The following is a 22,494-nucleotide window of genomic DNA, read 5'->3' on the forward strand; positions in this document are numbered from 1 at the left end:
GGCCAATGGTAGGCATGGAGCCATGCCTCGGTCAACAACGATCCCTCCCACGAGATAGCGGCCCCGAAGGAACCGCTTAACGTGATCTTGCTTCCTACCGGTACACGTTCTTGCGATGGCCCACGCGGGTGACGATTACCCTCATCTCGGTATCGTCTACCGCATACAGTACCCTATAGTCCCCTACCCTGAGTCTGTAACCTTCCCGACCTTGAAGCTTGCGAGAGGCGGGTGGTTTGGGATCGTCTGCAAGGTCGTCTATCGCTTCGTCTATGCGGTCTTGCGCGTCTTGCGGTAGCTTCCCGAGTTCCTTATCAGTTCTGACCTCGATGAAGAGGCTATAGCTCACCGCGCCGCCGGGCTTTAGATCTCTCCCAGAGGATCACCTCGGCCTCTCCGCGCTCGATTCGGTCCATGTCCTCGTCGGCTATTACTTCCGCGAGGACGTCCTCAAAGTCCTCCAGGTATTCCCGAGCCTGCTCCGAGTTGCTCGCTTCCTTTGTCAATCCGTCCATTATTTGCGCAAGCACAGCTTGGTAGGCATCATCCCCAAGCGATCGAGCTAGCCTCAGCGTCTCCTTGAGGAACTCCCTGGCTTCGTCGTAGCGCTTTTCCGCTTGCGCGAGCTGCTCGCGGGCGTTGCGAAGCTTCTCATACTCGTCTTCATCGACGACTACCCCGAGGCGTTCGCCTTCTTTGTTAGTTAGGTATCTGGCTTCCATGCCGCTCTCCACCGCCCATCCTCCCTGGGGTCAGCACGTCCCCGTTGACAAAAGTAGCGATGTTGCTAGCTCCGTCAACAGAGTGGGCGGATTCTACATTGGATGAGCATTCTGCGTGCTTTTCCCTGTGCGACCTGCCTCATTACTCCCAACTCGCCCCCGCTACGGCCCCAAATAGGACCTATACAGCTTCCAACCCGGAGCTAGAAGGGTTCCGTTTCTCTCCTCGTACCTTCTCGTAATCGGATAAAGGCTCGCTCACCTCTTCCTATGCAATCGGGGCTCCAGGTAGGGGTTGCTCCGGCGGCCCGTGAGAGCCTCGGTTAGGGCCCTAGTCGTCCGCCGACGCAGGCGGATCTCGGCGAGATCGACGGGGATCGCCTCGGGCCTGAGCATTGCCTTGACCCGCTCGAAGCGGTGGCGCCGTTCCTTATCGTCCGGCGGCTCGGAGGGATCTCGCGTGCGGCGACCGTGCGCGATCAGGCGGTAACCCTTCGGCTTGACCCTGCGCCGGCTCGTGCCTTCTCCGAAAGCATGTCCAGAGGTTGCGGGCCGGGGTTTGTGTATGATCTTCCACTGTTGGCTTCAGTCGAGGGGAGGAGATCCGCGTGGGGACCGGTGTGATCTGGGAGACCGATAGGGCCAGGATCGAGCGCCTCGGCGAGTCGGGAGCGGACCCCAAGAGGATGGCCGAGGATGTACGGTCGGGCCTGCTCTCGAAGCCGAAGGACCTCTCCGCGTGGCCCAAGTATTTCTACGACGCGCGCGGCTCCGAGCTCTTCGAGGAGATAACGGAGCTCCCCGAGTACTACCAGACGCGGACGGAGGCCTCGATCCTGGAAGCCAAGTCCCGGGAGATCGTGGAGCGCACCCGCTGCCGGGAGCTTGTCGAGCTCGGGAGCGGCTCCGCCTCGAAGACCCGCGTCCTGCTCGACGCGATGGCCGAGGAGGAGGCGGACCCGTTCCGCTACGCCCCGCTCGACGTCAGCGAGAGCGCGCTGGAGGGCAGCGCCGTGAGGCTCCTGGAGGAGTACCCGAGGCTCGAGATCCGGGGCTACGTCGGCGACTTCGAGGGCCCTCTGGAGAGGGTCTTCTCCGGGGACGGCGAAGGCGTTGGGAGGCTCGTGATCTTTCTGGGGGGGACCATCGGCAACTTCACCCCGGAGAAGCGCCGCGAGTTTCTCGGGAAGCTGCGCGCCGGGCTCCGCGAAGGAGACCACCTCCTCGTCGGCATGGACCTGGTCAAGGACCCGGCCGTCCTCGAAGCCGCCTACGACGACGCGAAGGGGATAACCGCCGCCTTCAACAAGAACCTCCTGCGCGTCCTGAACGAGAGGCTCGGCGCGAGCTTCGACCCCGACCTCTTCGAGCATCGTTCGGTCTTCGACCGGGAGGAGTCCCGCGTCGAGATGTGGCTCCACTCGGAGGTCGCGCAGAAGGCCCACGTCGAGGCGCTCGGGATGGAGGTCGCGTTCGAGGCCGGGGAGGGGATGCGGACGGAGATCAGCACCAAGTTCACCCTGGAATCCGCGCGGGCGATGTTCGGCGAGGGCGGCTTCGAGCTCGCGGAGCTCTACACCGACCCCGACGACCTGTTCGGCCTGGCCCTCGGGCGCGCGTAGACCCACGGGGGCATGACCGCGCGTGGCGTCGGCATGGGTCGCATGTATAGTGGGGCGGGAAAGCAAGCCAACCACACGGCGGTGAGCATGAGCACGGATCTTCGGTCGATACAGAAGCCCCTCAAGCAGAGGTACCGCGACGAGCCGGGCTCCTCCCGGATAACGCTGCGGGCGAGCGGGAGCGAGACGGACACCCCGATGTCCTGCTCCGTGGACATCGGGCGCGCGGTCTACGAGGCGGAGGCGCACGCGGGTGTGGGCGGAATGGGCACCGCGGCCTGCTCGGGCGACCTCCTGCTCGGAGCGCTCGCCGCGTGCGCCCAGATCACCTGCCAGATGGTAGCGACGGCGATGAACGTCCCCACGAAGAGCATCGAGGCGGTCGCCGAGGGCACCCTCGACCTCGCCGGCACCCTGGGCATCTCCAAGGACGCGCCCGTCGGCTTCGAGACGGTCCGTCTCGTCCTCAAGATAGACGCCCCCGAGGCGACGGCCGAACAGCTCGAGGGGCTCCACGAGAAGACCGAGCAGTACTGCGTCGTCCTCCAGACCCTCGCCACACCCCCGAAGCTCGAGACGGAGTGGGTCCGGGGGACGGAGGAGTAGCGGCGTCCACGCAGGCGTCGCGCCCGGAGCATCCACCGAAAGTAGAAAAGGAATAGCCGATAGTTTGATCTTTGGCCCGAACGGCGCGTAGGGCGTTGTCCGGAGCCGCGCCGCCTGCATAACATGCCGTCTCCACAGGTCCACGAGGAGCGAGAAGGAGACGACATGAGAAGGCTGCTACTGCTGGTCGCGCTGTGCGCAACGGCCGTGCTGGCGCTCGCGCCGGCGGCGGGGGCGACGTCCTACGTCTACGGTTCCTGCGCCGAATATCCGACCCAGGAGGAGGCCCAGGCGACGCTCGACTCCCCCGCCTACGGCACGAACGAGGGTCCCGGGGCCTCCACCGACCCGCTGAACCTCGACCCCGACGGCGACGGAGTGGCTTGCAACGACGAGGGCAACACCGTCGGAGGGGAGGAGCCGGCGTGCGTGCTCCCCGAGGGCTGCGAAGGGGGCCAGTACGGAGGCCAGTACGAGGGCGGCGCGGATCTGGATTGCGTCGACTTCGCCTCCCGGGAGGAGGCCCAGGCGGTCCTCGACGCCGACCCCGGCGATCCCAACGCCCTGGACGCCGACGGCGACGGCCTGGCCTGCGAGGAGACGTTCTCCGCGCCCCCGACCGAGGCGCTCCCGCAACCGGAGGCCGACGCCCCCGAGGAGAGCTCCGCCGCTCCCGTCCAACCGGCGGAGACGTCCACCTCCTCCCTTACGGAGCTGCCCGCCACCGGGGACCGGACCTGGCGCTCGTCGCCACGGGCGTGGTTCTCCTCCTGATGGGGTCCAGCGTGCTGTGCCTGGTCTCGCGGCAGAGCCAGTCGTAGTTCGAGCTCGGGTACGTGCCTCCGGCGGCCGATCCAGCCCAGGGAGGCACGTACCCCGTAGGGAACTTCGCTTCTCCGGGGATGTTCGCCGGGCATCGGGGCGACGGTCCGTCGCCTTCGGATTGGCTGCCTGATGGGGGACGGGAAGCGCCAACGACCGCGCCGCCCGTCCCCGGTCGGGAAGGGCTCTTGGCGGTCGCTCTCGTCCTCGGGCGAGTGGCGAGCTTCAACCCAGCTCGCTCTACAGCAGCTCCCCTTCGATCCGGGCGCGGATCTCGTCGCGCACCGCGCGGAACACCCCGAGTCGCTCCTCCTCCGTACCGGTCGCCTGCGAAGGGTCCGGGAAGGACCAGTGGAGGCGCTGCTTCGCCCCGTGAAAGACCGGGCAGGCCTCGTTGGCCGAATCGCAGACGGTGACGACGTAGTCGAAGGGCTCCCCGAGGTAGCGCTCCAGCGTCTTCGACTCCTGGCGGGAGATGTCCGCCCCGATCTCGGCCATCGCCCTCGCGGCGAGCGGGCGGACGTGCGTGGCCTCGGTCCCCGCGCTGTGGGCCTCGAAGCGGTCCCCGGCGAGGCGACGCAGGAGCCCCTCGGCCATCTGGGAGCGGGCGGAGTTGTGCGTACACAGAAAGAGAACCCGGCTCTTGCTCATCGTGCTCCTTCCGTGAGGTTCAGGAACATGGCCCGCGCGCTCCCGGGGCAGGCCGAGACGAACTCGACGGAGTCCCGAACCTCCTCGGGCACCTCCGGCCGCGGTACGGGCCGGAACCCGAAGCGCGGGAAGAAGCCGTCCGCGGTCTGCGTCAGGAGGTACGCGCGCCTCGCCCCGCGCTCGCGGGCCAGAGCCAGCGCCTCCCGGGTCAGGCGACCGCCGAGCCCCTCGCCTCGCCGCCCGTCCGCGACGGCGACGGAGCGCAGCAGGGCCGACGACCCGTAGAGCTCCAGTGCCGCGCTGCCCACGACGCGCTCCCCCTCCCTCGCGACCAGCGCCGGATGCCCCTCCAGCCCCTCCCTCGGCAGGCCGCTCCCTTCGAGCAGGGCCAGGATCTCCGTCAAGTCCTCGCCGCGCGCGGGCCCTACTCGCGTGCTCATCGCGGCTCCCCGAGCCGGAGGTGTCCGGCCGCCTCTCCGAGCAGCTCCCGGGCGACGTCTTCGTTCAGGGAGTAGAAGCTCCACCTGCCGCGCTTTCGCTCCCGCACGAGGCCGGCCTCCTTGAGCTTCTTCACGTGGTAGGAGACCCTGGACTGGCCCATGCCGAAGTGGTCCTCGAACTCGCAGACGCAGAGGCCGAGGTCCTCCTCGTCCGCCTCGGCGGGGACGGCGCGATCCAGCGACGGGCGGCAGCAACCCCGGCCCTCGGCCATCATCCCGAGCATCCGCACCCGGATCGGGTCGGAGAGCGCCCGTCCCAGGGCCACGAGCCTCTCGACGCGCTCCTCCCCGACGGCGCCGTAGGGCTCGTCGCGTCGCGCGCCGCCCGGCAGCACCTCGAGCTCCCGCCGCGCCACCTACTTCCCCTCCGGCCTGCGGGCCCGGACGAAGGCGCTCGCTACGGGGACCTCCCGGAGCGCCCGGACGGCCTCGGGTCCCCCGAGCCCCTCGATCGTCTCGGGCTCGTAGGCGTGCGTGACCTCGACGGAGACGCCCTCGAAGCCCGCTGAGAGGAGCATCTTCTCGTACTCCGCCGCCTCCAGCGCGCCGGAGACGCAGCCGGACCAGAGCTCGACCCTCCGGACCACGCCCTCCGGGAGCCTCGCCTTCTCGCCGAGAAAGACCACGTCGGAGACGGCGAAGCGCCCGCCGGGCCTGAGCACCCGGAACGCCTCGCTCGCGACCTTCTCCTTCTCCGTCGAGAGGTTGATGACGCAGTTGCTGATCACGACGTCCACGTGACCGTCCAGAAGGGGGATCTCCTCGATCTCGCCCTTCAAGAACTCGACGTTCTCCCGCCCGGCCTCCCGGGCGTTCTCGCGGGCCAGATCCAGCATCTCGTCCGTCATGTCCAATCCGTAGGCCTTTCCGCCCGGAGAAACACGCCGGGCCGAGAGGAGCACGTCTATGCCCCCGCCGCTCCCGAGATCCAGCACGACCTCCCCGGGAGAGAGCGCCGCGAGCGCCACCGGGTTCCCACAGCCCATCGAAGCTTCGGCCGCGAGACGCGGCAGCTCCCCCTTCTCCTCCCGGAGTAGCTCCCCGCGGTCATGCCTTCCGTCGACGCCCCTCGTCCTGTCCACAGCAGGAAGGACCGCAGCACGAGGAAGACGCCTCGCCACCCTCGCCTACACCCCGAACCGCGAGGGCGGCCTCGGCGTACCTCTCCCCGATCCTTCGCCTCAGCTCCTCGCCCACGAGCGCCTCACCTCTTTACATCAACAATATTTGATACCATGTTAGATCAACAAACGTTGATTCGTCAAGGGTAGATCGGAGACGTCGATGATGCTGGGAGGCGAGGACGCGGGGCAGGAGGCTCACCGGGGGTTTGTCCGCGCTCGTCGCCGGGAGGTGTTGGGGCGGTGGGTGAGGAGGCTCGGTGCCGGCCTCCGGGGTTCTGGGTCGGACGTCGCCGGCCGGCTCGCGTGCTTTGGGGAGGCGAGCGGGTCTTCGGGCGTGCTTGAGGAGTGCTGCCGGGGGTTCGAGATCGTGGAGGTGGCGAGGATCTCCGGGAGCGTCGGCAGGTGCGCGGACTTCGACCGCGGCTTCTTGCCGGCCTGCTCGTGCCTGGGCGACAGGTGGAGGGGCGTGCATCTGGCGCTTCGGAAGGGGAAGTCGCTGCCGCCGGTGGAGCTATATAAGCTCGGCGGGGAGTTTTTCGTGCTCGACGGCAACCATCGCGTCTCCGTCGCGCGCTACCGTGGGATCGTTGCGGTGGACGCCATGGTGACGGGGTTTCTGGCGCCGTGCGGGTGCTGACGATCGACGTCCGCTCGGGATAAGCTACGCGCTCTTTCGGCCGGCATGGCGGGAACGTGCGAACATGCGATCGTTTCGAGTATTCGGGCGCCGGGCTCGTGCTCGTGCCGGTGCCATCGTCAGGAGGGAGGCCGGGGTTGACCGACGGGCTGTTGGGGCACTTCCGGATGCTCGCCGCCTACAACCGCCTCGCCAACCGCCGCCTCTACGAGGCCTGCGCGCGCCTCACGGACTCTGAGCGCAAGGCACGGAGGCCCGCCTTCTTCGGCAGCATCCACGGCACCCTCAACCACCTCCTGGTCGGCGACCGCATCTGGCTCGCGCGTTTCTCGGGCGAGGTGGTCCCCTCCACGGGCCTCGACACCATCCTCTACGAGGGGTTCGAGAAGCTCGGGGAGGCGAGGGAGAGGGAGGACGCCCGCATCGAGGAGTTCGTAGCGGGCATCGACGAGGGGTTTCTAAGGAGCGCCATCCGCTACGAGAACAACGAGGGCAGGACCGTGCAAGACCCCGTGGACGTCCTGCTACCGCACTTCTTCAACCACGAGACCCACCACCGCGGACAGGTCCACGACATGCTCTGCCAGACGGACGTACCTCCCCCGGTTCTCGATCTGCACCGCGTCATACGGCCCTGAACCTGGCGCGGGAGCCCACGCCTCCTGCGTGCCCGAGAGGATGATATCCGCGCCGCCCGCTCGTTCTTCGGCCGGGGCGGGGGCAAACGGGTGGGCTAGCGGAAGGGTAGGCCGGTGCCATGGTACAGCATGGCCTCGGCGGCCGTCGTCTTCGAGCCGAGCCGGCGGGCTTCGGCGTCGGCGAAGGCGGTCAGGGCCTGGCGCATGTTCTCCTCGCCGCCGAACTGGAAGCCGAGCTGGGTCGTGTAGGCGGCGCATGCCGAGAGCTTGGCCGCGAGCGTTCGCGCTACGTCGACGGCCCCCTCGGAGAGCCCGGCGGGCAGCAGGGGCGAGGGGCGGGAGTCGGGGTTGCGGGTGGCGTAGGGGGCGTCGCGGTACCAGGCGACCTCCGCCCCGGGGCGTCCAGCTCGCGCACGGCCCGGACGACCTGTAAGTGGTCCGCGTGCGCCCCGAGGGCCTGCGGGGCGAGGACGACGTCGGGGAGTGGGTCCGGATCAGGCCCTCGAGGAGCCCGGCGACGTCCCGCCACGCGTCGTCCCCTTCGGGAACCCCGGCGAACATCTCGGGGGCGGAGCCGTACCCGCGGTGAGGGGCCTCGGGGAGATCCAGCCAGAGGTGCTCCCCGCGCCGAGGCGCCTCGCGGCCTCGCGGTCCTCCTCGCGCCTGAGCGCCATGTAGTCGACCTCGGGGGGGAGGCCCTTGTCGGTCTGGCAGGCGAGGGCGAAGCCGGTGGGGTCGGGGACGCTCCGCGTGAAGACCGTCGCGAGGACCGTCCTCCAGCCCTCCCGCGCGAGGAGGGCGAGGGCGCCGCCGCAGGAGAAGGCCACGTCGTCGAGGTGGGGCGAGACGAAGAGCGCGGTCGGGCGGTCGGGGCCGTCGGCCATCGCCCCTCAGCCCGTCGAGCCCGCGGGGCGGCGGACGCTCACAGCAGGTGCGGGGTCTCGCGGAAGCGGCAGGGGTCGATCGGGCCGTCGGCTGACCAGTCCGTGTCCGGGTGCGTCCCCAGGAGGTTCTGGTAGACGCCGACGATCTCCGCGGCGACGCTGGGCCAGGAGTAGAGCGTGCGGACCTCGTGCAGCGCCTGCTCCGTGAGGCGGGCGCGCAGCGGCGCCTCGTCGAGCATGCGGCGAAGCTCCGAGGCGAGGCTCCCGGCGCTGCCGGGCTCGGCGAGCAGGGCGTTCTCCCCGTGGCGGAGGCAGTCCACGACGCCGACGGCGCGGGTGGAGACTATGGGGAGGCCCACGGCCATCGCCTCGAGGATGGTGTTCGAGAAGCCCTCGGCGAAGGTCGGGGAGACGAAGACGTCGCCCCCGCGGTACACGGCGGGGACCTCGTCGTAGGAGGCGTAGCCGAGGAGGTCGATGCGGTCTTCGAGGCCGAGCTCGCGGACGCGGCCCGCCACGGCGTCCGAGTCCGGGCCGATGCCGGAGACGGCGAGCCGCACCCTGGGGCGCTCCCGGGCGAGGTCGGCGAAGGCGTCGAGGAGGACGAGGGCGCCCTTGCGGCGGTCGACGCGGCCGTGGTAGAGGAGGGTCGGCCCGTCGCCCACCTCGCCGAGCTTCCTCCCCTCGACCGGCGCGAAGCGCGCCGTGTCGACCGCGTTGGGGATGATGGTGAAGCGTTCGGTGGGGGTGCCGTGTTTCTCTGTGACCTCGTCCGCGAAGGAGCGCGTCGGGATGAGCAGGGCTCCCGCGTGGCCGAGGACGGCGAGCATCGCCCTCTTGTGGGTGGCGCAGCAGCCCCCGACCCAGTGCCCGTCCCCGCCCTGGATGGAGACGAGGTTCGGGACCCCGAGCTTGCGGCCGGCCTCCAGGGCGGCGAGGCCCGTGGGGTAGCCGTACTGCGCGTGGATGACGTCGAACGGGCTCTCGCCGTGCTCGGCGACGATCGTCTCCACCATCGTCGCTACGTCCTCCTCGAAGTCCCCGCCGCACTGCTCGCCGAGGGCCTCGAGCCCGACGACGCGCACGCCGGGGACGGGCGGCGGCGGGCCCCCGCCGTAGATGCGCGTGCCGAGCTCGTCGCCGCGGTACTGGGAGACCATGGTGACGTCGTGGCCCATGCGGACGAGCTCGCGAAGCAGGTTCGCGGCGTAGACGCTCATCCCCGAGATCGCCGGGAAGAACCGCCGGGAGACGAAGCAGATCCTCAAGACGCAACCTCCCTCTCGGTCTCTCTGAGATAGGCGATGGCCTCGGGGATGGCCGCGTGCGCCCGGGGGGACTCGCGACTGAGCTCGACGCAGACCAGGCCGCCGAAGCCGGTCTCCTCCAGCGCCGACACGACGGACTCGACGTCCATCTCCCCCTCGCCGAAGGGCAGGTGCTCGTGTACGCCCCGGCGCATGTCCTCGATCGAGACGGTGCCGATCTCGCCCGCGAACTCGCGGACGGCCCCCGCCGGGTCCCTCTCCCCGGTGACGAGGCAGTGCCCCGTGTCGAGCGCGAGCTTCAGCCCCGGCACCTCCCGCGCCACCGCGGCGTAGTCGTCGAGCGTCTCGACGAGCATCCCGGGCTCGGGCTCGAGCGCGGCGACGACGCCCCGGTCCTCCGCCCTCTCCGCGACCTTCGTGACCCCTTCGAGCAGCCAGCGGCGCGCCTCGTCGAGGTCGACGCCCTCCCTCGGCACCCCGGCCCAGAAAGAGACGGCCTCGGCCTCAAGGATCTCCGCGACCTCGATGCAGCGGTACAAGAAGTCGAGGCGCCTCTCGCGGCCCGTTCGTTCGGGGCTCACGAGGGTCGGCTCGTGCTTGTGGCGCGGGTCGAGAAGGTAGCGAGCACCCGTCTCGATGACGGCGCCGAGCCCCAGCTCCCCTAGCCTGCGCGCGAGCGCTCCGGCGCGGCCTGAGAGGTCCGGGGCGTAGGGGTCGAGGTGGTGGTGGTCGAGGGTGAGGGCGACGCCGTCGTAGCCGGCCTCCGCGATGAGCGCGAGGGCGTCGTCGAGGCGGTGGTTCGCGGCGCCGTTGGTGTTGTAGGCGAAGCGTAGGTTCACCTCGCGCTCGCCCCCCGTTCGAGGGCGAGGGCCGCGACGTGGCGGCCGGGCTCGCGGTAGAGGGGGTAGAGGCGGCCGACGGTGCGCTCGACCGCGGCGTAGTCCAGCCAGGCCGGCCCGCCGAACTCCTGCGCGGCGGCCTCGGTGAGCAGGATGCGCCGGGCCTCGGGGCGGCCCTCGGGCGGCTCCCCGAGGCCGACGAGGTCGCTGCCGCGCTCGAGGAGGCGCCTGAGGTTGCGCGGCCCGATGCGCCCGTAGCTCATCGTCTCGACCTCGAGGCCGGGGACGATGGCGTGGACCACCCGCGTGCTTCCGTCCGGAGGCGAGAGGTCGACGTAGAGGACGTCGAGGCCGGCCTCGCGGAGGTTGCCCGCCACGAACTCGAGGAGCCCCTCCCGGTCGTCCCCGTCGAGCTCGGTGTGCGGCAGGCTCGAGAACGCCCTGCGAGAGCGGACGGAGAGCACGGGCTCGGCGAGCATCTCCATCATCTCCCCGTGGGAGAGGGAGAGCCAGTCGAGCCAGGCGCTCAGGGAGCGATCCTCCTCGCTCGCGAGCGGGCGGTCGCGGAAGTGGTCGAGGTAGCCCGGCGGGACCACCGGCTCTATCGCCTCGAACGGGCCGTGGTGGAAGAGCTTGCGGGAGCGGGCGGCGACAAACTCCAGGGTCGCCTTGCGGAGCGCGCGCTCGCGATCGGGGTGGGCCGCCTCGCCGCAGGCGCTCAGCATGATCGGGTGCGGGGCGTCCTCGGGGTCGCGGTCGTGCCCGACGACGTAGAGGTTCGTCGTGCCGAAGTCCGTGGCGGCGAGCTTGGGGACGACGTTTATCCCGGCCGCGTCGAGGCCCTCGAGCAGGGCCCGGGTCCCCGGGTCGGAGATCTCGTCGAGGTCCAGCGCCACCCCTCGGTCCATGGCACGGTAGCTCACGCTGTTGCCGTCGCGCTGAATAAGCTCCAGCAGGCCGTGCGAGAGGGCGTGGGCGAGGCTCGGCCCGGCGCCGAGGCCGTTGGTTATGGGCGTAAAGAGCGCGCCCCTCCCCCGCTCCTCGGGGGCCAAGTCCCCGAAGTGCGACGCCACGAGCTCGACCGGCACGAGCACGGCCTCGCCCGACGGGTAGCGCCGGGCCTCGACCCAGCTGAGCTCCCGCGAGTGGTCGTAGGGGCTGCCGGCCTCGAGGCAGGCGGCGACGGGGTCGAGGACGCCGGCCTCGCCGCGCTCGGAGACGAGAACCTTATAGGAGCCCCGGACGCGGGGGAGCCGGGCCAGGGACGCGCCGCAGAACGTATCCTCCACGAGCTCGCCGAACGCCCCGATGGCGGCCTCGCCCGTCGTCGTGCCGTAGCCCGCGCCGTTCACGGGCTCCCCCTCCTCCGGCCAGAAGGCCGCCGAGTAGGCGGGGATGCCCAGGCGGTCGAGGCCCTCGTAGGCGAAGTCGACCACCGTCCCCGGGGCAGGCTCTCGCGGTAGGAGGTCACGGCGCGCGGTTCGGTCTCTCTCATAACGGCATCGGCTCCCGCATGGTCTCGGTGGTTGAGGTTTATTCGGCGGCCCCCGGCTCACAGCGGCACCGCGTCCACGAAGGGGCGTCCGCGCAGCTGGGAGTCGAGGAAGGCGAGGACCTCCTCGCGCCCCACGTTGCGGCACTGATCGAAAGGGGTCCAGGCCTGCTCGAAGTCGAGGGCGGCGAAGACCTCCCGGTAGCGCCCGACCTCCCGCGGGGTGAGCGGGATGCGGCGGACGAACGCCTTGTGCGTCGAGACCCCGGTCGCGCGGCGCCCGTCGGTGGGGTCGATCTCGAACTTCAACGCGTCGCCGACGAAGAGTATCTTGCGCTCCGGGAGGTAGAGCATCGTGTGCCCGGCGAAGTGCCCGCCCGTGCGCAGAAGCTCGGCGTCGTCGCCGAGCTTTAGCCCCTCGTCGAACGTCCACGTCGGCGGGAAGGCCGTCGCCCAGGGCAGGTCCTCGGACTGGAGGATCACCTCCGGCTCGAACCTCTCCCGGAGCTGCCACAACGCCCCGTAACAGTGCGGGTGCGAGGCGGAGAGGTAGCTTATGCCGCCGATGGACTCTATGTGCTCCAGCGCCTCCTCGTCGTACCAGCCCGTCCCCTCGAAGCCGATGTTCCCCCCGGGACGCACGACGACGTACCCCAAGGACGCGATCCCGAGGGGCTTCTCCGCCCTGTAGCACCACACCCCGGGCTCGACCTCCTCGACGAGGCACCGCCCACGCTCCCGGGCCCCTTCCAGCCCCAGAAAGCTCCAGCCGTCCGCGGGCAGGACGTGGCGGTAGTCCGTGCAGATCGGGCACGAGGAGGGCGTCTCGAAATACTTCTGCCAGAAGCCGCAGTTCGTGCACACGAACGCGGGCAGCTCGGCCTCGCGCGGCCACTCCTCCGGGATGCGCGAGCCGTGCGGGGTACCCGCGTGGCTCCTCATCGGACCGTCTCCTTCGGAACGGATTCGCCGGAGCTCTGCATGGCGGTCTCCATGAGGCGCATCGTGTGCAGGTCGTGCTCCGGAGAGAACGGGAAGGGCTCCCCGCCGAGCAGGGAGGCGGCGTACGCCTCGACCTGGGCGAGAAACGGCGAGCGATCCTCCCCGGCCGGGATCTCGAGCGTGCTCCTCTTGCCGTCCTTGGGGTTCACGATCTCCAGCTTGCCGCCGGGGGTCTGGCCCATCGTGTTCGTCGCGATCACCATCGCCTCCGTTCCTATGATCTCCAGGGTGCGGCGGGGGTAGGCGTCCGGCGTGTTGTAGGAGACGTGCTGTATCACGAGCACCCCTCCGGCCGTCCGCCCGACGAGCGCGGCCCCGTCCTCGACGGAGTAATCGAAGACGCGCCGCTGCGAGAGGCAAGAGACCTCGACGATGGGCTCCCCCAGCAGGTAGCTCACGAGGTCGAGCCCGTGCGGCGCGAGGTCCACGAACGCCCCGCCCCGGCCCGCGCCGGGTCCACCCGCCAGTTGTCCTCCGCCCAGCCCGGCGGGAGCCAGCAGGCGTAATGTACCCGCGCGGAGCAGACCGTCCCCAGCGCCCCCTCCTCCACCAGCCCCCTCAGCCGCCGGTGCGCCGCGTGGTAGCGCTGATCGAAGGCCGTCGCGTAGCTCACCCCCGCCGCCTCGCACGCCGCCACCATCCGCCGCGCCTCCGCGAGCGTCGGCGCCACCGGCTTCTCGCACATGACGCTCTTTCCGGCCGCGGCGGCGGCCTCGACCAGGGGCGCGTGAAGGTGGTTCGGGGTGGCGACGTAGACGGCGTCCACCTCGGGCGCGGCGAAGAAGGCCTCCGTGTCCCCGTACCGGACGGCGTCGAGGCTCCGGCCCGCCCCCGCGAGCGCGGCGGGGTCGGGGTCGAGCAGGGCGACGACCTCGCAGTTCTCCGCCCCCAGGAGCGCGGGGATCACGTAGTCGCGCGCGACCCACCCGCAGCCCGCGACCCCCCAGCGCACCCTGCCGCTCATCTCGCGCGCCCCGGAAGATCGAGGAGGACCCGGACTCTGGCGAGGCGGTCCACCTCGGGGTCCGCGCCCACGGCTCCGCGGGCGGCGCGGTCCAGGACGGCGCGCGAGACCTCCAGCCCCTCGGGCAGGTAGCCCGAGCGGGGGGCGTACTCGTCCTCGTAGCGCGGCGACGGCCACTCCAGACGCATGGCGACCGGGTCCTCCCCGGAGACCTCGTACAGGGGGTTCGGGAGCAGCGGCGTCCCCGGCGGCGGCAGCGTGAGATCCGGCCCGTCGGCGCTCCCGTGCGCGCCCGAGACCAGGCAGACGGCCTCGCTCCCGCCGAGCTCGCCGGCGGGGCGCGGCACGAGCGGCTCCCCGGAGACGAACGCCTGCGTGAGCTCGGCGTCGTCGTACAGGAGCGGGTCCGGCAGGAGGGCGGCGTAGCCCTCGACCGTCAGCGGCGCCCCCGAGGAGTGGTTCTCGGCGGCGGCGTTGTGGGCGTGGCCGATGGCGACGGTACCGCCCTCCGAGACGCGGAGGAGCTCTTCGGCCACGTGGGCCTTCTCGGGCAGAAAGTAGAAGGCGTCCTGGCAGAGGGCGAGGTCGGCCGAGGCGCTCGCGACCGGGAACGGGTACGCCGCGTCGAAGCAGACGAACCGGGTGGCGGGCGCGACGTAGCGGCGCGCGAGCCAGAGCTTGGCGAAGACCACGTCGCCGCCCGCCGTCGCCACGCCCCGGCGCGAGAGGTCCCGGCTGTAGTGCCCGATGCCGCAGGCCAGCTCGAAGGAGCTTTGGGGGGCGTTCCAGTGAGCCTGGATCAGGGCGAGCCCCGCGAGGTACGTGGGGTCGGAGAGACGGTAGGTGAAGTAGTCGCCGACGGGCCCGAAGCCGAGCCCGTCCATCGCCTCGCGGAGGCCCGGCTCCCCGTCCACCAGGGCCTCGACGGCGGCCCGTCCGGGCGGCGGGTCCGGGGCCCAATCGTCCTGGTCGCGCAGCAGCTCCACGAGGGCCGCCCGCTCGTCCCCCCTCTCGAGCGCCCGGCAGGCGAACCCCACCAGCTCGTCGCGGCCGGCCCTGAGGTAAGGGATCCCCCCGACGACGGGCCAAAGCCTCTCGCCGTCCGTCAGGGTGGCGGGGCCGGCGGGGGTCAGCGGCCGGCCGTTGCCGGGGCTACGCAAGGCGCCGGCGGGCCAGGAGACCGGGGTGGCGGCGCGGGCCTTCAGCGGAGACCGGCCTCCCGCAGGACCTCCTCGTGAAAGCCCTTGAGGGGGCCCTCGTGTACGAGGTCGAGGTCGTCGAGGGCCTGGTCGACCGTAAAGGCCGCGGCCCGGGCGTAGTGGTGCATCTGGAGCACCCGGTCGATGACGTCCGCCGCGTTGAAGGCCCGCGCCCCCGGGCTCCCGGCGTGCCCGACGAGCTCCAGGGCGTGGCGGACCTCGTCCGCCACGCCCTCCGGCAGCTCCGAGATCGCCTCGTCGTTCAACCTCTCGAAGATGGGTTCGAGCTCTTCGCCGAGCAGCTCCTCCCCGGCGAACCCGGCGTCGGGGAGGACGGCGTTGTGGAAGTGGTGCGCGAGCCCCGCGAGGAAGACCTCCGCCGGTTCCGCCCCGAAGTGGCCGGAGAGCAGCACCCCGTAAAAGGCGACGGTCACGCAGTGCTCCGCGTGGCTCTCGGGGGGCTCCAGCATGATCCTCGGCTTCCCTGGGGCCGTCGCCCCCGCCCGAGGCTGACGCGCCAGGGCCCCGACGAACGACGGTAGCCCCGCGGAATCTTCTGCTTCGCTCGATCCCCTCGGGAGACCCAACCCTTCCCGGAGGTCGGCCCCGAGCGGCTCGGGCAGGGCGCCGGCCACGGAGTCGTAGCTCCGGCGGAGGATGCTCACGGCCCGCTCGTCGTCGAGCCCCGAGCGGCGGAGTGTCCGCGCGTCGATGCCGCCGAGCCGCGCGGCGGCCACCGCGGCGGCCGTCTCCCGCAGGGCGACCTCACGGGCGGGCTCGCCCGCGATCATGGCCCCCCAGGCGCGGCGGAAGGCCCGCTCGGCGAGGGAGCCCTCGCCGTCGGCGGCACGGAGGCGTTTCAGGTCCCCCATCTCGGCGAGGAGCGGCACGAGGGGTGCTACCGTCGTGCTCTCCCGCCGGGGTGCCACGCCGTCTCCGGTAGCCCTCACCGGCCCCTGGGGGTCTCGGCGCCGGACGCGTCCCGGCTGCCGTTCTTCGAGGCTCCGTTCGTGCTCTCCCCGCCGGAGAGCCAGCGGAGGAGGGCCTCCTCCTGCTTGTGGAGGGCGTGCTCGGGCACGGTGGCGCGGTCCGCCGTCATCGGGGCCTTGAAGAACAGGCCGAGGTGCTCCTGGACGCCGCCGAACCCGCGGCGCTTCGCGAGGTCGGAGAGGCGGGCCAGCTCTATCGCCAGGGGTGCGGCCAGGATCGAGTCGCCGCACAGGAAGTTGACCTTGAGCTGCATGCGCGCGCCCATGAAGCCGACGAGGTCTATGTTGTCCCAGGCCTCCTTGTTGTCCCCACGCGGCGGGTAGTAGTCGATCCTGACGACGTGGTTCGGGACCTCGTAGCCGAGGATCTGGTCGAGGACCGACCCCTTCGTCTCGACCTTGGAGGCGAGCGAGTCCGGATCGTCGAGCGCCTGCCCGTCGCGGTTGCCGAGGATGTTCGCCGAGTACCAGCCGTCGACGGTAAGCGCCCGCGTCTTGAGAGCGGGGGCCAGCGCCGTCTTGAGCATGGTCTGTCCCGTCTTGCCGTCCTTGCCGGCCACGGGGACGCCCTTCTCTTCGGCGAGCTTCACGAGCGCCGGGACGTCGGCCCCGACGCTCGGGGTGAAGTTCACGTAGGGGACGCCCTCCAGGATCGCGGCGTAGGCGTAGAGCATCGCCGGCCCGACCGCGGGATCGTCGGCCTTTATCCCCTCCTCGAAGGCCTCCGGGGTGGCGAAGACGGGGAGGGTGGGGTCCGTGCGCCGCTCGGTCGAGGCGAGGTTGACGAGGACCACCGAGTCGAGGTCGTTCTCCTCCTCGAAGCGCCGCAGGTCCTTGCGGATCTCCTCCACCGCCTCGGCGTTGCCCGAGACGGCGACGACGTTGTCGCCGGAGACCTTGCGGCAGAACTCCTCGTTGCCGAACGCGGGCCAGGGCCGTATCGCCGCGAGCGCGGGCTTGGCCGCCTCGAGCCGCCCCCCGTCCAGGACGCCGTGACCGGACGCGGCGCTCGCGAGGTCGTCGCCGGAGAGGTCCCAGCCGCCGAAGACGATCCCCTCGTAGGGCGCGAGGTCCCCGACCAGCGCGTCGTCGAGCGCTGCCAGCGGCAGGCCGTCCTTCTCGATCAGGCCGCGCTTCATCAGCTCGACGCCCGCGACGGCCGTGGTCGCCACCGCGCCGCCGAGGCCCACGATCGCCATGCCGATCCTGCGCCCTGCGGGCCGTCCCTCGTGCCCGTTCTCCCGCGACCCATTAGAGCCCGTCCCGTGCCGTTCCATGTATCCCCCTGATTCTGTGCTCTCGAGACCGGCGCGGAGCTCGCTCGCCGGGCCCGCACCCCGAACCGTCGACGTCCCCTCGGGATCCCGCCCGCAAGGGCGCTCCGATGGGTGGACGTCGAGACCTACAACTTCCCGAACAGGATATCGAGCAAACTCCGGGAGAAGGTGTCTTGTCTTACTCGGGCGGCGTTGCGGCGCTCTCCCCTACCGGGCTACGAGAGCTCCTTCCCCATCCACACGGGGAAGCGGGACCAGAAGATCTTCTGCGAGAGCTCCCAGACCGGGACGAAGGGGCGCCGCACGAGGGCGTCCAGCCGCAGGGAGACGCGCGTGCCCCCCGAGGCGACGGGCTCGGCCCAGAACCGCAGCCGCGTCGGGCGGACGAGCCTCGGGCTCAGGGCGTAGGAGCCGTAGAAGTACTTGAGGTCGCGGTAGGCGGGGGCGCCGGGCGACGGGTCCCTAACCTCCCCGATCACGCCGGCCGCGTTCAGGAACGGCCCGTGGTGGACGTTGAGGACCCCCGGCTCGAAGCCGCCCTCGACGAACTCGACCCGGTAGGGCCAGACTTGCCCCTCCGTGAACGTCGCCGGGTCGTTGATCCAGGCCCACACCCGCCCGATCGGGAACGGGACCGCGAACGTCCGCTCGTGGGGGTGCTCGACGAACCCCTCCGGCGCCCCGTACGGGACGGGGAAGCCCTCCGGTCCTCTCTCCGGCAGCACTCTCATGGGTGCCACTGTACACGCATCCACCCCCGTCGCGCTTCTCCTGGTGTACGATCAGGGCGCAAGGGCACCGTGGGTTAGAAGGAGAGTCAAGGTGGGGCCGGAGTATTACCTCGAGAGGCTGAGAGGCTGGCTCAAGGCCAACCTGCTGCCCGCCGCCGTGTTGGTCGGCATCATCCTGGCGGTCGGGTTCTGGTTCGCCGCCCCCGTCTTCCACGGGCTGCTTATAGGCTTCTACGCGAACTTCTCTTTCTGGATCCTCGTCCTGCTCGGGATCATCCTCGTCGTCTTCCTGTTCGGCCGCGGCTACCGCAGGCCCGCGCTGGTGGCGACGGGGGCCTGGATCGCGCTCCTGTTCTTTTTCCTGATCTTCGGTGGCGCGCTCGAGCAGGTGCGCTTCTACGACTCCCTGGAGGCCGAGGCCCTGGAGGAGATCCCCGAGACCGAGGGCGTCCGCTTCCTGCCCCTGGAGGTCGCGGCCCGCGCCGCCCAGAACCGCGCGAACGAGCCCCGCGTGGCCCTCGGAGACTTCGAGCCGCTGGAGAGGGAGCCGGGCGAGCCCCTGGGCTACGTCGCCCCGCGCGTGCCGAACGGCGGCTTCAACGTCTTCACGTACCAGCAGCAGGGCGTCTCGGTGGTGAACGGGCAGGGCGAGGTCGAGACCCTGCGCGAGCCGTTCCGCTACGGCGAGGGCATGTCCCTGACGGACAACGTCAACTGGAAGCTCATACAGGAGCGCTTCTGGGTCACCCTGACCGACCCGTACTACTCCGTGGACGGCGACGAGACCCTCATGCTCGTCCCCTACCTCAAGTACCGCCTCTCGTTCCCGGTGACCATCCCCTACTGGGCCGGGACCTTCGTCGTGCACCCCGACGGCGAGATAGAAGACCTGACGCGCGAGGAGATCATCGCCGACGAGCGCTTCCAGAACGAGCGTCTCTACCCCGGCGAGCTCGCGCGCCGCGCCGCCGAGTCCCTGGCCTACCAGAACGGCATCTGGAACGCCTGGGTGACGCGCCGCGACGTCCCCCAGATCCCGGACGTAGACAACACCGACAACGAGATGCCCTACCTCCTCCCCGGCGGCGAGGGCCCGGTCTGGTTTACGGCGCTGGAGCCCTACGGCCCGTCGAACGCGACCTACACGATGCTCTACACAGACGCGCACACGGGGGAGTACAGCGTCCACAAGCGCCCCCTGGACTCCGCCCTGCTCGGCCCCAACCGCTCCTTCGGGTTCGTCACCAACGCGTACCCGGACTTCCAGTGGATCCGGAGCGGACCGGCCGGCGAGACCGGCAACGTCGTCTCCCTTGAGCCCCGCCCCGTGGTCCGCCCCGAGGGCGACGAGAACGTCCTGTACTGGATGCTCTCCGTGACCACCCGCGACAGCCCCGGCATCAACCTGACCGCCTTCGTCGACTCGCGCGACGGCGCCGTGACCGGCCTGCGCTCCTACGAGGAGGTCCTGGCCTTCGCCCGCGGCGAGGACGTCCCCGGCGCGACCCCGCAGGACGCCTCCGGCGCGGCGCCCGGGGAGCAGCCGCCCGCCCCGCCCGCCCCCGGAGAAGGGGCTCCGGAGGGCGAGATCTCCCCGGACGACCTGAGCGACGAGGAGCTGATCCAGCTTCTGCGCGAGGCCGCCGACCGCCTGGAGACCGAGAACCCGGCGGCCCCGCCCGAGGGCGAGGCGACCGCCCCGTAGGGCCTTCTCCTAGAAGGCGTACCGGACCCGGCAGTAGGGCAGGCGCTCGGCGAGGGTCTCCCGGAACTCGGCCACGAGGGCGCGCTTGGCGTTCCGCTCGTAGCGGAGCACCTTGTCGCCGCTGGCCTGCGACGTCTTGAACTCCTGGAGGTCCGGGCGCCACAGAAGCTCCTCGCCCTTCGGGTGCCACTTCAGGTTCACCTCGTGGAGCTCGCGGGTGTGGGTCAGAAAGATGACCTCGGCCGCGAGCTGCGCCTTCGCCGCGGGCGAGAGCCAGTCGTCCAGCATCGAGAACAGCCCGGCGTAGTCCTCCCGCCAGCCGTCCTTCACGATCACCGGCCCGAAGTTCACGTTGACCTCGTAGCCCGCCTCGACGAAGTCGTTTATCGACCGGATGCGCTCCTCCACCGGCGAGGTCCTGACGTCCACGAGCTTGGAGGTCTCCGGCGGCATGAGGGAGAAGCGGAGCCGGGTCCCCCCTCGCGGGTCGTAGTCGAGCATCTCGCGGTTGACGAACTTCGTCGCGAACGTCGCCTTGGCGTTCGGCAGCTCGCGGAAGAGCCCGACGAGGTCGCGGACGTTGTCGCTCACGGCGGCGTCCACGGAGAGGTCGGAGTTCGTCCCGAGCTCGTAGACCCAGAGGCTCTCGTCCGCCTGCGTCCCCTCGAGCTTCATCCCCTGCTTGGAGGCGTGGCGCTCCACGGCGCCCATGATCCCCCCGATGTTCACGAAGGCGGTGATGGGGTTGGCGTAGCCCTTGCGCCGCGCCACGTAGCAGTACGAGCACGCCATCGCGCAGCCGTTGGCCTGGGAGGGGGCGATAAAGTCGCAGCTTCGGTAGAACGGCCGAACCTGGAGGCCCTTCTTCGCCCCGAGCACTAGGACGGTCTTCTTCGTCCTGTTCCACTCCCCCACGCCGCCCTCGTCCCCGTGAAGCTCGGGGATGTTCCAGTGGGACGGCACCTCGACGCGCTCGGCGTCGGGGAAGCGCGCCAGGATCTCACACCCCCGCTCGTAGGCGGCGACGTCCGGCTCGTGGTAGATCTTCTCGATCCTGAGCAAACCTCCCGCGACCGTGGCACGGTCTCCGGGCACGGGCTGCCGCAACGCTGCTCTCTCTTCCATGCTTGCAGTCTAAGCTACGGGGCCGCGAGCGACCGTGATACGCGACACGGAACCCGGGCGTTTCGCTCGCGTTTATCGGGGATTGCGGCCCCGGCGCCTTCCTGACGAGATCATAACTCCGCCCAGCGGCGCACGGTCTCGTGGTAGGGCGACCATGCTTCCCACACGGCCCTCGCCCACTCGCGCACGCGCTCGGCGTGCTCCTCGGGGCCGTCGGCGCCGAGGACGTAGAGGATCGTCGGTCCGCCGGGGAGGTCCGGGGGGTCCAGCCAGAAGACGCCCATCTCCCCCTCCTTCGCGAGAGAGGACACCCGCTTATGGACGGCGTAGAGCTCCTCGGGGCTCAAGTCACGCTCCATCTGGAGGGAGAGGCCGACGAGGTGTACGGCGACGGAGCGGATCGCCTGCGGCGACGGCTCCCCGGGGTGCTGGGCGCAGTACGCGTCCACCGTCAGCCCGTGAACGCGAGCGTACCGGAAGTCGCCGTACTCCTTCCCCGAGACCTCCCCGAAAGCGGCCCAGCAGCCCGGCGAGGCCCCGATGTAGCGGTGGACCGGCCCCGTCATGTCGGGCACGAGGGCGCCGCACCCCGGGCACGGCCGCAGGTTCCGGTTCAACCTCTCACCTCCATCTAGATGTCCTCCGGACGAGCCGTGGGCACGTCCGTTGCGACGGTATTTGTTTTCCCCGCGCGGGCCATCGCGCTACAGGTATCGTGCCCCGTCGACGATCTCGCGCCACGGCACGTACGTCGCCTCCGCGGCGGTACTCCCGGTCCGGTCGAGGTACTCCCGCACGATCCGGTAGCCCATCGCGTAGCCGGCGAAGTCCGGCAACCCACGCGGTACGTAGCCGAACCGCGACGCCGCCCAGTCCCCGAATACGTAACCGCGGATCTCGTCGAAGCCCGAGACCTCCAGGGCGTCGCGGAACACCGGTCGCGCCTCCTCCAGCTCCCCCTCCGAGAGGGCGTTCGGCCAGGGACCGAGCAGCTCCTCCCCGACGGCCTCCGCCGCAAAGGCCTCGGCGAGGCCCTCGAGCACGACGTACTGGCCGACCGTCGTCCCCTGCGTCCAGGGCTCGAAGGCGAGGCGGACGTTGTGGTGCAGCTCGTGGACGGAGATGGAGGGCAGGCGGGGCAGGTTGTAGCCGTCGGGCCAGACGAGCACCGCGGCGTAGCCCATCATGCCGCCGAAACCCGTGTAGCCGCGGTTGCGCTCCGTAAGGTCCCGCAGGCGCGGGTCCGCGAGCGCCAGCGAGAACGCGACGCTCTCGACGGACACCCCGTGTTCCTCGGGGGCCAGCGCCCTGGCCGCCTCCTCGAGAGCGGCCACGCAGGCGCCCGGGGACCCCGCATCTCGCAGCTTCGCGAGCGCGTCGAGCCCCTCCCCGGCGTCCCCGCCCGGACCGTAGAAACCCAGCAGGGCGGTGCCGGAAGGCGCGTCGTCTCCCCCGGCCGCTCCCCCCGGCATATACCGCATCATGGGCTCCCAGAACCGCCTCAGGGGCTCGTCCACGCGCTGGCGGTAGACCTCCTCGCGGGTCCCTTCCGGCGCCCGCAGCGCGGCCTCCTGGCCCGAGAGCACGTCTATGGCTTCGATCCTCATATCATCCTCCCTCTTCGCTCCGCCGTCCGCCCGGCGCATCCTGGCCGTGGACGACCCTTCGGGGAGATCGTAGAGTCTCCGGTAGCGGGA

Annotated in this window: 27 protein-coding genes; 7 read left to right on the forward strand and 20 right to left on the reverse strand. The window is 70.6% G+C overall.

The window, feature by feature from the left end; translation table 11 throughout:
• Positions 1-94: 94 nt before the first annotated feature.
• Together GBA65_RS26880 and GBA65_RS19750 are read right to left on the reverse strand one after the other, a co-directional pair.
• A complete protein-coding gene (locus GBA65_RS26880; protein ID WP_166398007.1) occupies positions 95-349 on the reverse strand; it encodes a type II toxin-antitoxin system RelE family toxin in 255 nt (84 codons plus the stop codon).
• A complete protein-coding gene (locus tag GBA65_RS19750) occupies positions 339-734 on the reverse strand; it encodes a hypothetical protein (protein ID WP_166398008.1) in 396 nt (131 codons plus the stop codon). The genes GBA65_RS26880 and GBA65_RS19750 overlap by 11 nt, the downstream gene beginning before the upstream one ends.
• A gap of 674 nt (positions 735-1,408) precedes the next feature.
• On the opposite strand from GBA65_RS19750, the gene egtD reads away from it, so the two are divergent.
• The 3 genes from egtD (at position 1,409) to GBA65_RS19765 (ending at position 3,724) form a co-directional block, all read left to right on the forward strand.
• Entirely contained in the window at positions 1,409-2,344 is a 936-nt protein-coding gene (gene egtD, locus GBA65_RS19755; RefSeq protein WP_166398618.1) for an L-histidine N(alpha)-methyltransferase, read from the forward strand.
• A gap of 87 nt (positions 2,345-2,431) precedes the next feature.
• Positions 2,432-2,950 (forward strand): OsmC family protein, encoded by a 519-nt coding sequence (locus GBA65_RS19760; RefSeq protein WP_166398009.1) that lies wholly within the window; start codon positions 2,432-2,434, stop codon positions 2,948-2,950.
• 165 nt (positions 2,951-3,115) lie between these two features.
• The gene (locus tag GBA65_RS19765; RefSeq protein ID WP_166394819.1) at positions 3,116-3,724 is read left to right on the forward strand and encodes an excalibur calcium-binding domain-containing protein; all 609 of its coding nucleotides are present in this window, start codon (positions 3,116-3,118) and stop codon (positions 3,722-3,724) included.
• Positions 3,725-4,012: 288 nt separating this feature from the next.
• Here the strand turns inward: GBA65_RS19765 and GBA65_RS19770 are convergent, their stop codons facing one another.
• Genes GBA65_RS19770 through arsM form a run of 4 tightly spaced genes read right to left on the reverse strand, consistent with a single transcriptional unit; the run spans position 4,013 to position 6,044 of the window.
• Positions 4,013-4,423 carry an arsenate reductase ArsC gene (locus tag GBA65_RS19770; RefSeq protein ID WP_166398010.1) on the reverse strand — a complete coding sequence of 137 codons (411 nt, stop codon included), beginning with the start codon at positions 4,421-4,423 and terminating at the stop codon, positions 4,013-4,015.
• Positions 4,420-4,863 carry an arsenic resistance N-acetyltransferase ArsN2 gene (gene arsN2, locus GBA65_RS19775; RefSeq protein ID WP_166398011.1) on the reverse strand — a complete coding sequence of 148 codons (444 nt, stop codon included), beginning with the start codon at positions 4,861-4,863 and terminating at the stop codon, positions 4,420-4,422. Before arsN2 ends, GBA65_RS19770 begins: the two co-directional genes overlap by 4 nt.
• Positions 4,860-5,279, reverse strand: coding sequence for an ArsR/SmtB family transcription factor (locus tag GBA65_RS19780; protein WP_207955958.1), 420 nt, complete (start codon positions 5,277-5,279; stop codon positions 4,860-4,862). The genes arsN2 and GBA65_RS19780 overlap by 4 nt, the downstream gene beginning before the upstream one ends.
• A complete protein-coding gene (arsM, locus tag GBA65_RS19785; RefSeq protein WP_207955959.1) occupies positions 5,280-6,044 on the reverse strand; it encodes an arsenite methyltransferase in 765 nt (254 codons plus the stop codon).
• Positions 6,045-6,207: 163 nt separating this feature from the next.
• Here arsM and GBA65_RS19790 point away from each other — a divergent pair, with 163 nt between their 5' ends.
• The 3 genes from GBA65_RS19790 (at position 6,208) to GBA65_RS25600 (ending at position 7,571) form a co-directional block, all read left to right on the forward strand.
• Positions 6,208-6,684: a hypothetical protein gene (locus GBA65_RS19790; protein ID WP_166398012.1), complete on the forward strand. Its 477-nt coding sequence runs from the start codon at positions 6,208-6,210 to the stop codon at positions 6,682-6,684.
• 137 nt (positions 6,685-6,821) lie between these two features.
• Complete coding sequence (locus GBA65_RS19795; protein ID WP_207955960.1) at positions 6,822-7,322, forward strand: DinB family protein; 501 nt, start codon at positions 6,822-6,824, stop codon at positions 7,320-7,322.
• Positions 7,323-7,436: 114 nt separating this feature from the next.
• Complete coding sequence (locus tag GBA65_RS25600) at positions 7,437-7,571, forward strand: hypothetical protein (protein WP_266096524.1); 135 nt, start codon at positions 7,437-7,439, stop codon at positions 7,569-7,571.
• Positions 7,572-7,816: 245 nt separating this feature from the next.
• Here GBA65_RS25600 and GBA65_RS23715 read toward each other — a convergent pair whose 3' ends face one another.
• The 11 genes from GBA65_RS23715 to GBA65_RS19845 all read right to left on the reverse strand — a co-directional run bounded on the left by GBA65_RS23715 (position 7,817) and on the right by GBA65_RS19845 (position 17,976).
• Positions 7,817-8,206: a PIG-L deacetylase family protein gene (locus GBA65_RS23715; protein WP_207955961.1), complete on the reverse strand. Its 390-nt coding sequence runs from the start codon at positions 8,204-8,206 to the stop codon at positions 7,817-7,819.
• A gap of 38 nt (positions 8,207-8,244) precedes the next feature.
• Positions 8,245-9,474 (reverse strand): glycosyltransferase family 4 protein, encoded by a 1,230-nt coding sequence (locus GBA65_RS19805; protein WP_166398013.1) that lies wholly within the window; start codon positions 9,472-9,474, stop codon positions 8,245-8,247.
• Positions 9,471-10,313 carry a sugar phosphate isomerase/epimerase family protein gene (locus GBA65_RS19810; RefSeq protein WP_166398014.1) on the reverse strand — a complete coding sequence of 281 codons (843 nt, stop codon included), beginning with the start codon at positions 10,311-10,313 and terminating at the stop codon, positions 9,471-9,473. Before GBA65_RS19810 ends, GBA65_RS19805 begins: the two co-directional genes overlap by 4 nt.
• A complete protein-coding gene (locus GBA65_RS19815) occupies positions 10,310-11,749 on the reverse strand; it encodes a YcaO-like family protein (protein ID WP_207955962.1) in 1,440 nt (479 codons plus the stop codon). The genes GBA65_RS19810 and GBA65_RS19815 overlap by 4 nt, the downstream gene beginning before the upstream one ends.
• Positions 11,750-11,865: 116 nt before the next feature.
• On the reverse strand, positions 11,866-12,747 hold the full coding sequence (locus tag GBA65_RS19820; protein WP_207955963.1) for an MBL fold metallo-hydrolase: 882 nt from the start codon (positions 12,745-12,747) through the stop codon (positions 11,866-11,868).
• Entirely contained in the window at positions 12,744-13,235 is a 492-nt protein-coding gene (locus GBA65_RS23720) for a Gfo/Idh/MocA family protein (protein WP_207955964.1), read from the reverse strand. The genes GBA65_RS19820 and GBA65_RS23720 overlap by 4 nt, the downstream gene beginning before the upstream one ends.
• Entirely contained in the window at positions 13,202-13,771 is a 570-nt protein-coding gene (locus GBA65_RS25605) for a Gfo/Idh/MocA family protein (protein WP_207955965.1), read from the reverse strand. Before GBA65_RS25605 ends, GBA65_RS23720 begins: the two co-directional genes overlap by 34 nt.
• Positions 13,768-14,931, reverse strand: coding sequence for a class I SAM-dependent methyltransferase (locus GBA65_RS19830; protein WP_166398016.1), 1,164 nt, complete (start codon positions 14,929-14,931; stop codon positions 13,768-13,770). The genes GBA65_RS25605 and GBA65_RS19830 overlap by 4 nt, the downstream gene beginning before the upstream one ends.
• A gap of 41 nt (positions 14,932-14,972) precedes the next feature.
• Positions 14,973-15,899 (reverse strand): hypothetical protein, encoded by a 927-nt coding sequence (locus GBA65_RS19835; protein ID WP_166398017.1) that lies wholly within the window; start codon positions 15,897-15,899, stop codon positions 14,973-14,975.
• 17 nt (positions 15,900-15,916) lie between these two features.
• Positions 15,917-17,158 (reverse strand): inositol-3-phosphate synthase, encoded by a 1,242-nt coding sequence (locus GBA65_RS19840; protein WP_166398018.1) that lies wholly within the window; start codon positions 17,156-17,158, stop codon positions 15,917-15,919.
• Between the two features lie 293 nt (positions 17,159-17,451).
• Positions 17,452-17,976, reverse strand: a complete 525-nt coding sequence (locus GBA65_RS19845; protein WP_166398019.1) for a hypothetical protein — start codon at positions 17,974-17,976, stop codon at positions 17,452-17,454.
• An 82-nt stretch (positions 17,977-18,058) separates the two neighbouring features.
• On the opposite strand from GBA65_RS19845, the gene GBA65_RS19850 reads away from it, so the two are divergent.
• Entirely contained in the window at positions 18,059-19,672 is a 1,614-nt protein-coding gene (locus GBA65_RS19850) for a type II secretion system F family protein (RefSeq protein WP_166398020.1), read from the forward strand.
• A gap of 9 nt (positions 19,673-19,681) precedes the next feature.
• On the opposite strand, the gene GBA65_RS19855 is transcribed toward GBA65_RS19850, so the two are convergent.
• The 3 genes from GBA65_RS19855 to GBA65_RS19865 all read right to left on the reverse strand — a co-directional run bounded on the left by GBA65_RS19855 (position 19,682) and on the right by GBA65_RS19865 (position 22,404).
• Positions 19,682-20,797 carry a spore photoproduct lyase family protein gene (locus tag GBA65_RS19855; RefSeq protein ID WP_166398021.1) on the reverse strand — a complete coding sequence of 372 codons (1,116 nt, stop codon included), beginning with the start codon at positions 20,795-20,797 and terminating at the stop codon, positions 19,682-19,684.
• Positions 20,798-20,907: 110 nt separating this feature from the next.
• Complete coding sequence (locus GBA65_RS19860; protein WP_166398022.1) at positions 20,908-21,414, reverse strand: DUF5946 family protein; 507 nt, start codon at positions 21,412-21,414, stop codon at positions 20,908-20,910.
• An 87-nt stretch (positions 21,415-21,501) separates the two neighbouring features.
• On the reverse strand, positions 21,502-22,404 hold the full coding sequence (locus GBA65_RS19865) for a DUF2268 domain-containing protein (RefSeq protein ID WP_166398023.1): 903 nt from the start codon (positions 22,402-22,404) through the stop codon (positions 21,502-21,504).
• Positions 22,405-22,494 lie beyond the last annotated feature (90 nt).

This window comes from Rubrobacter marinus (assembly GCF_011492965.1).
Taxonomy (GTDB): Bacteria; Actinomycetota; Rubrobacteria; order Rubrobacterales; family Rubrobacteraceae; genus Rubrobacter_F; species Rubrobacter_F marinus.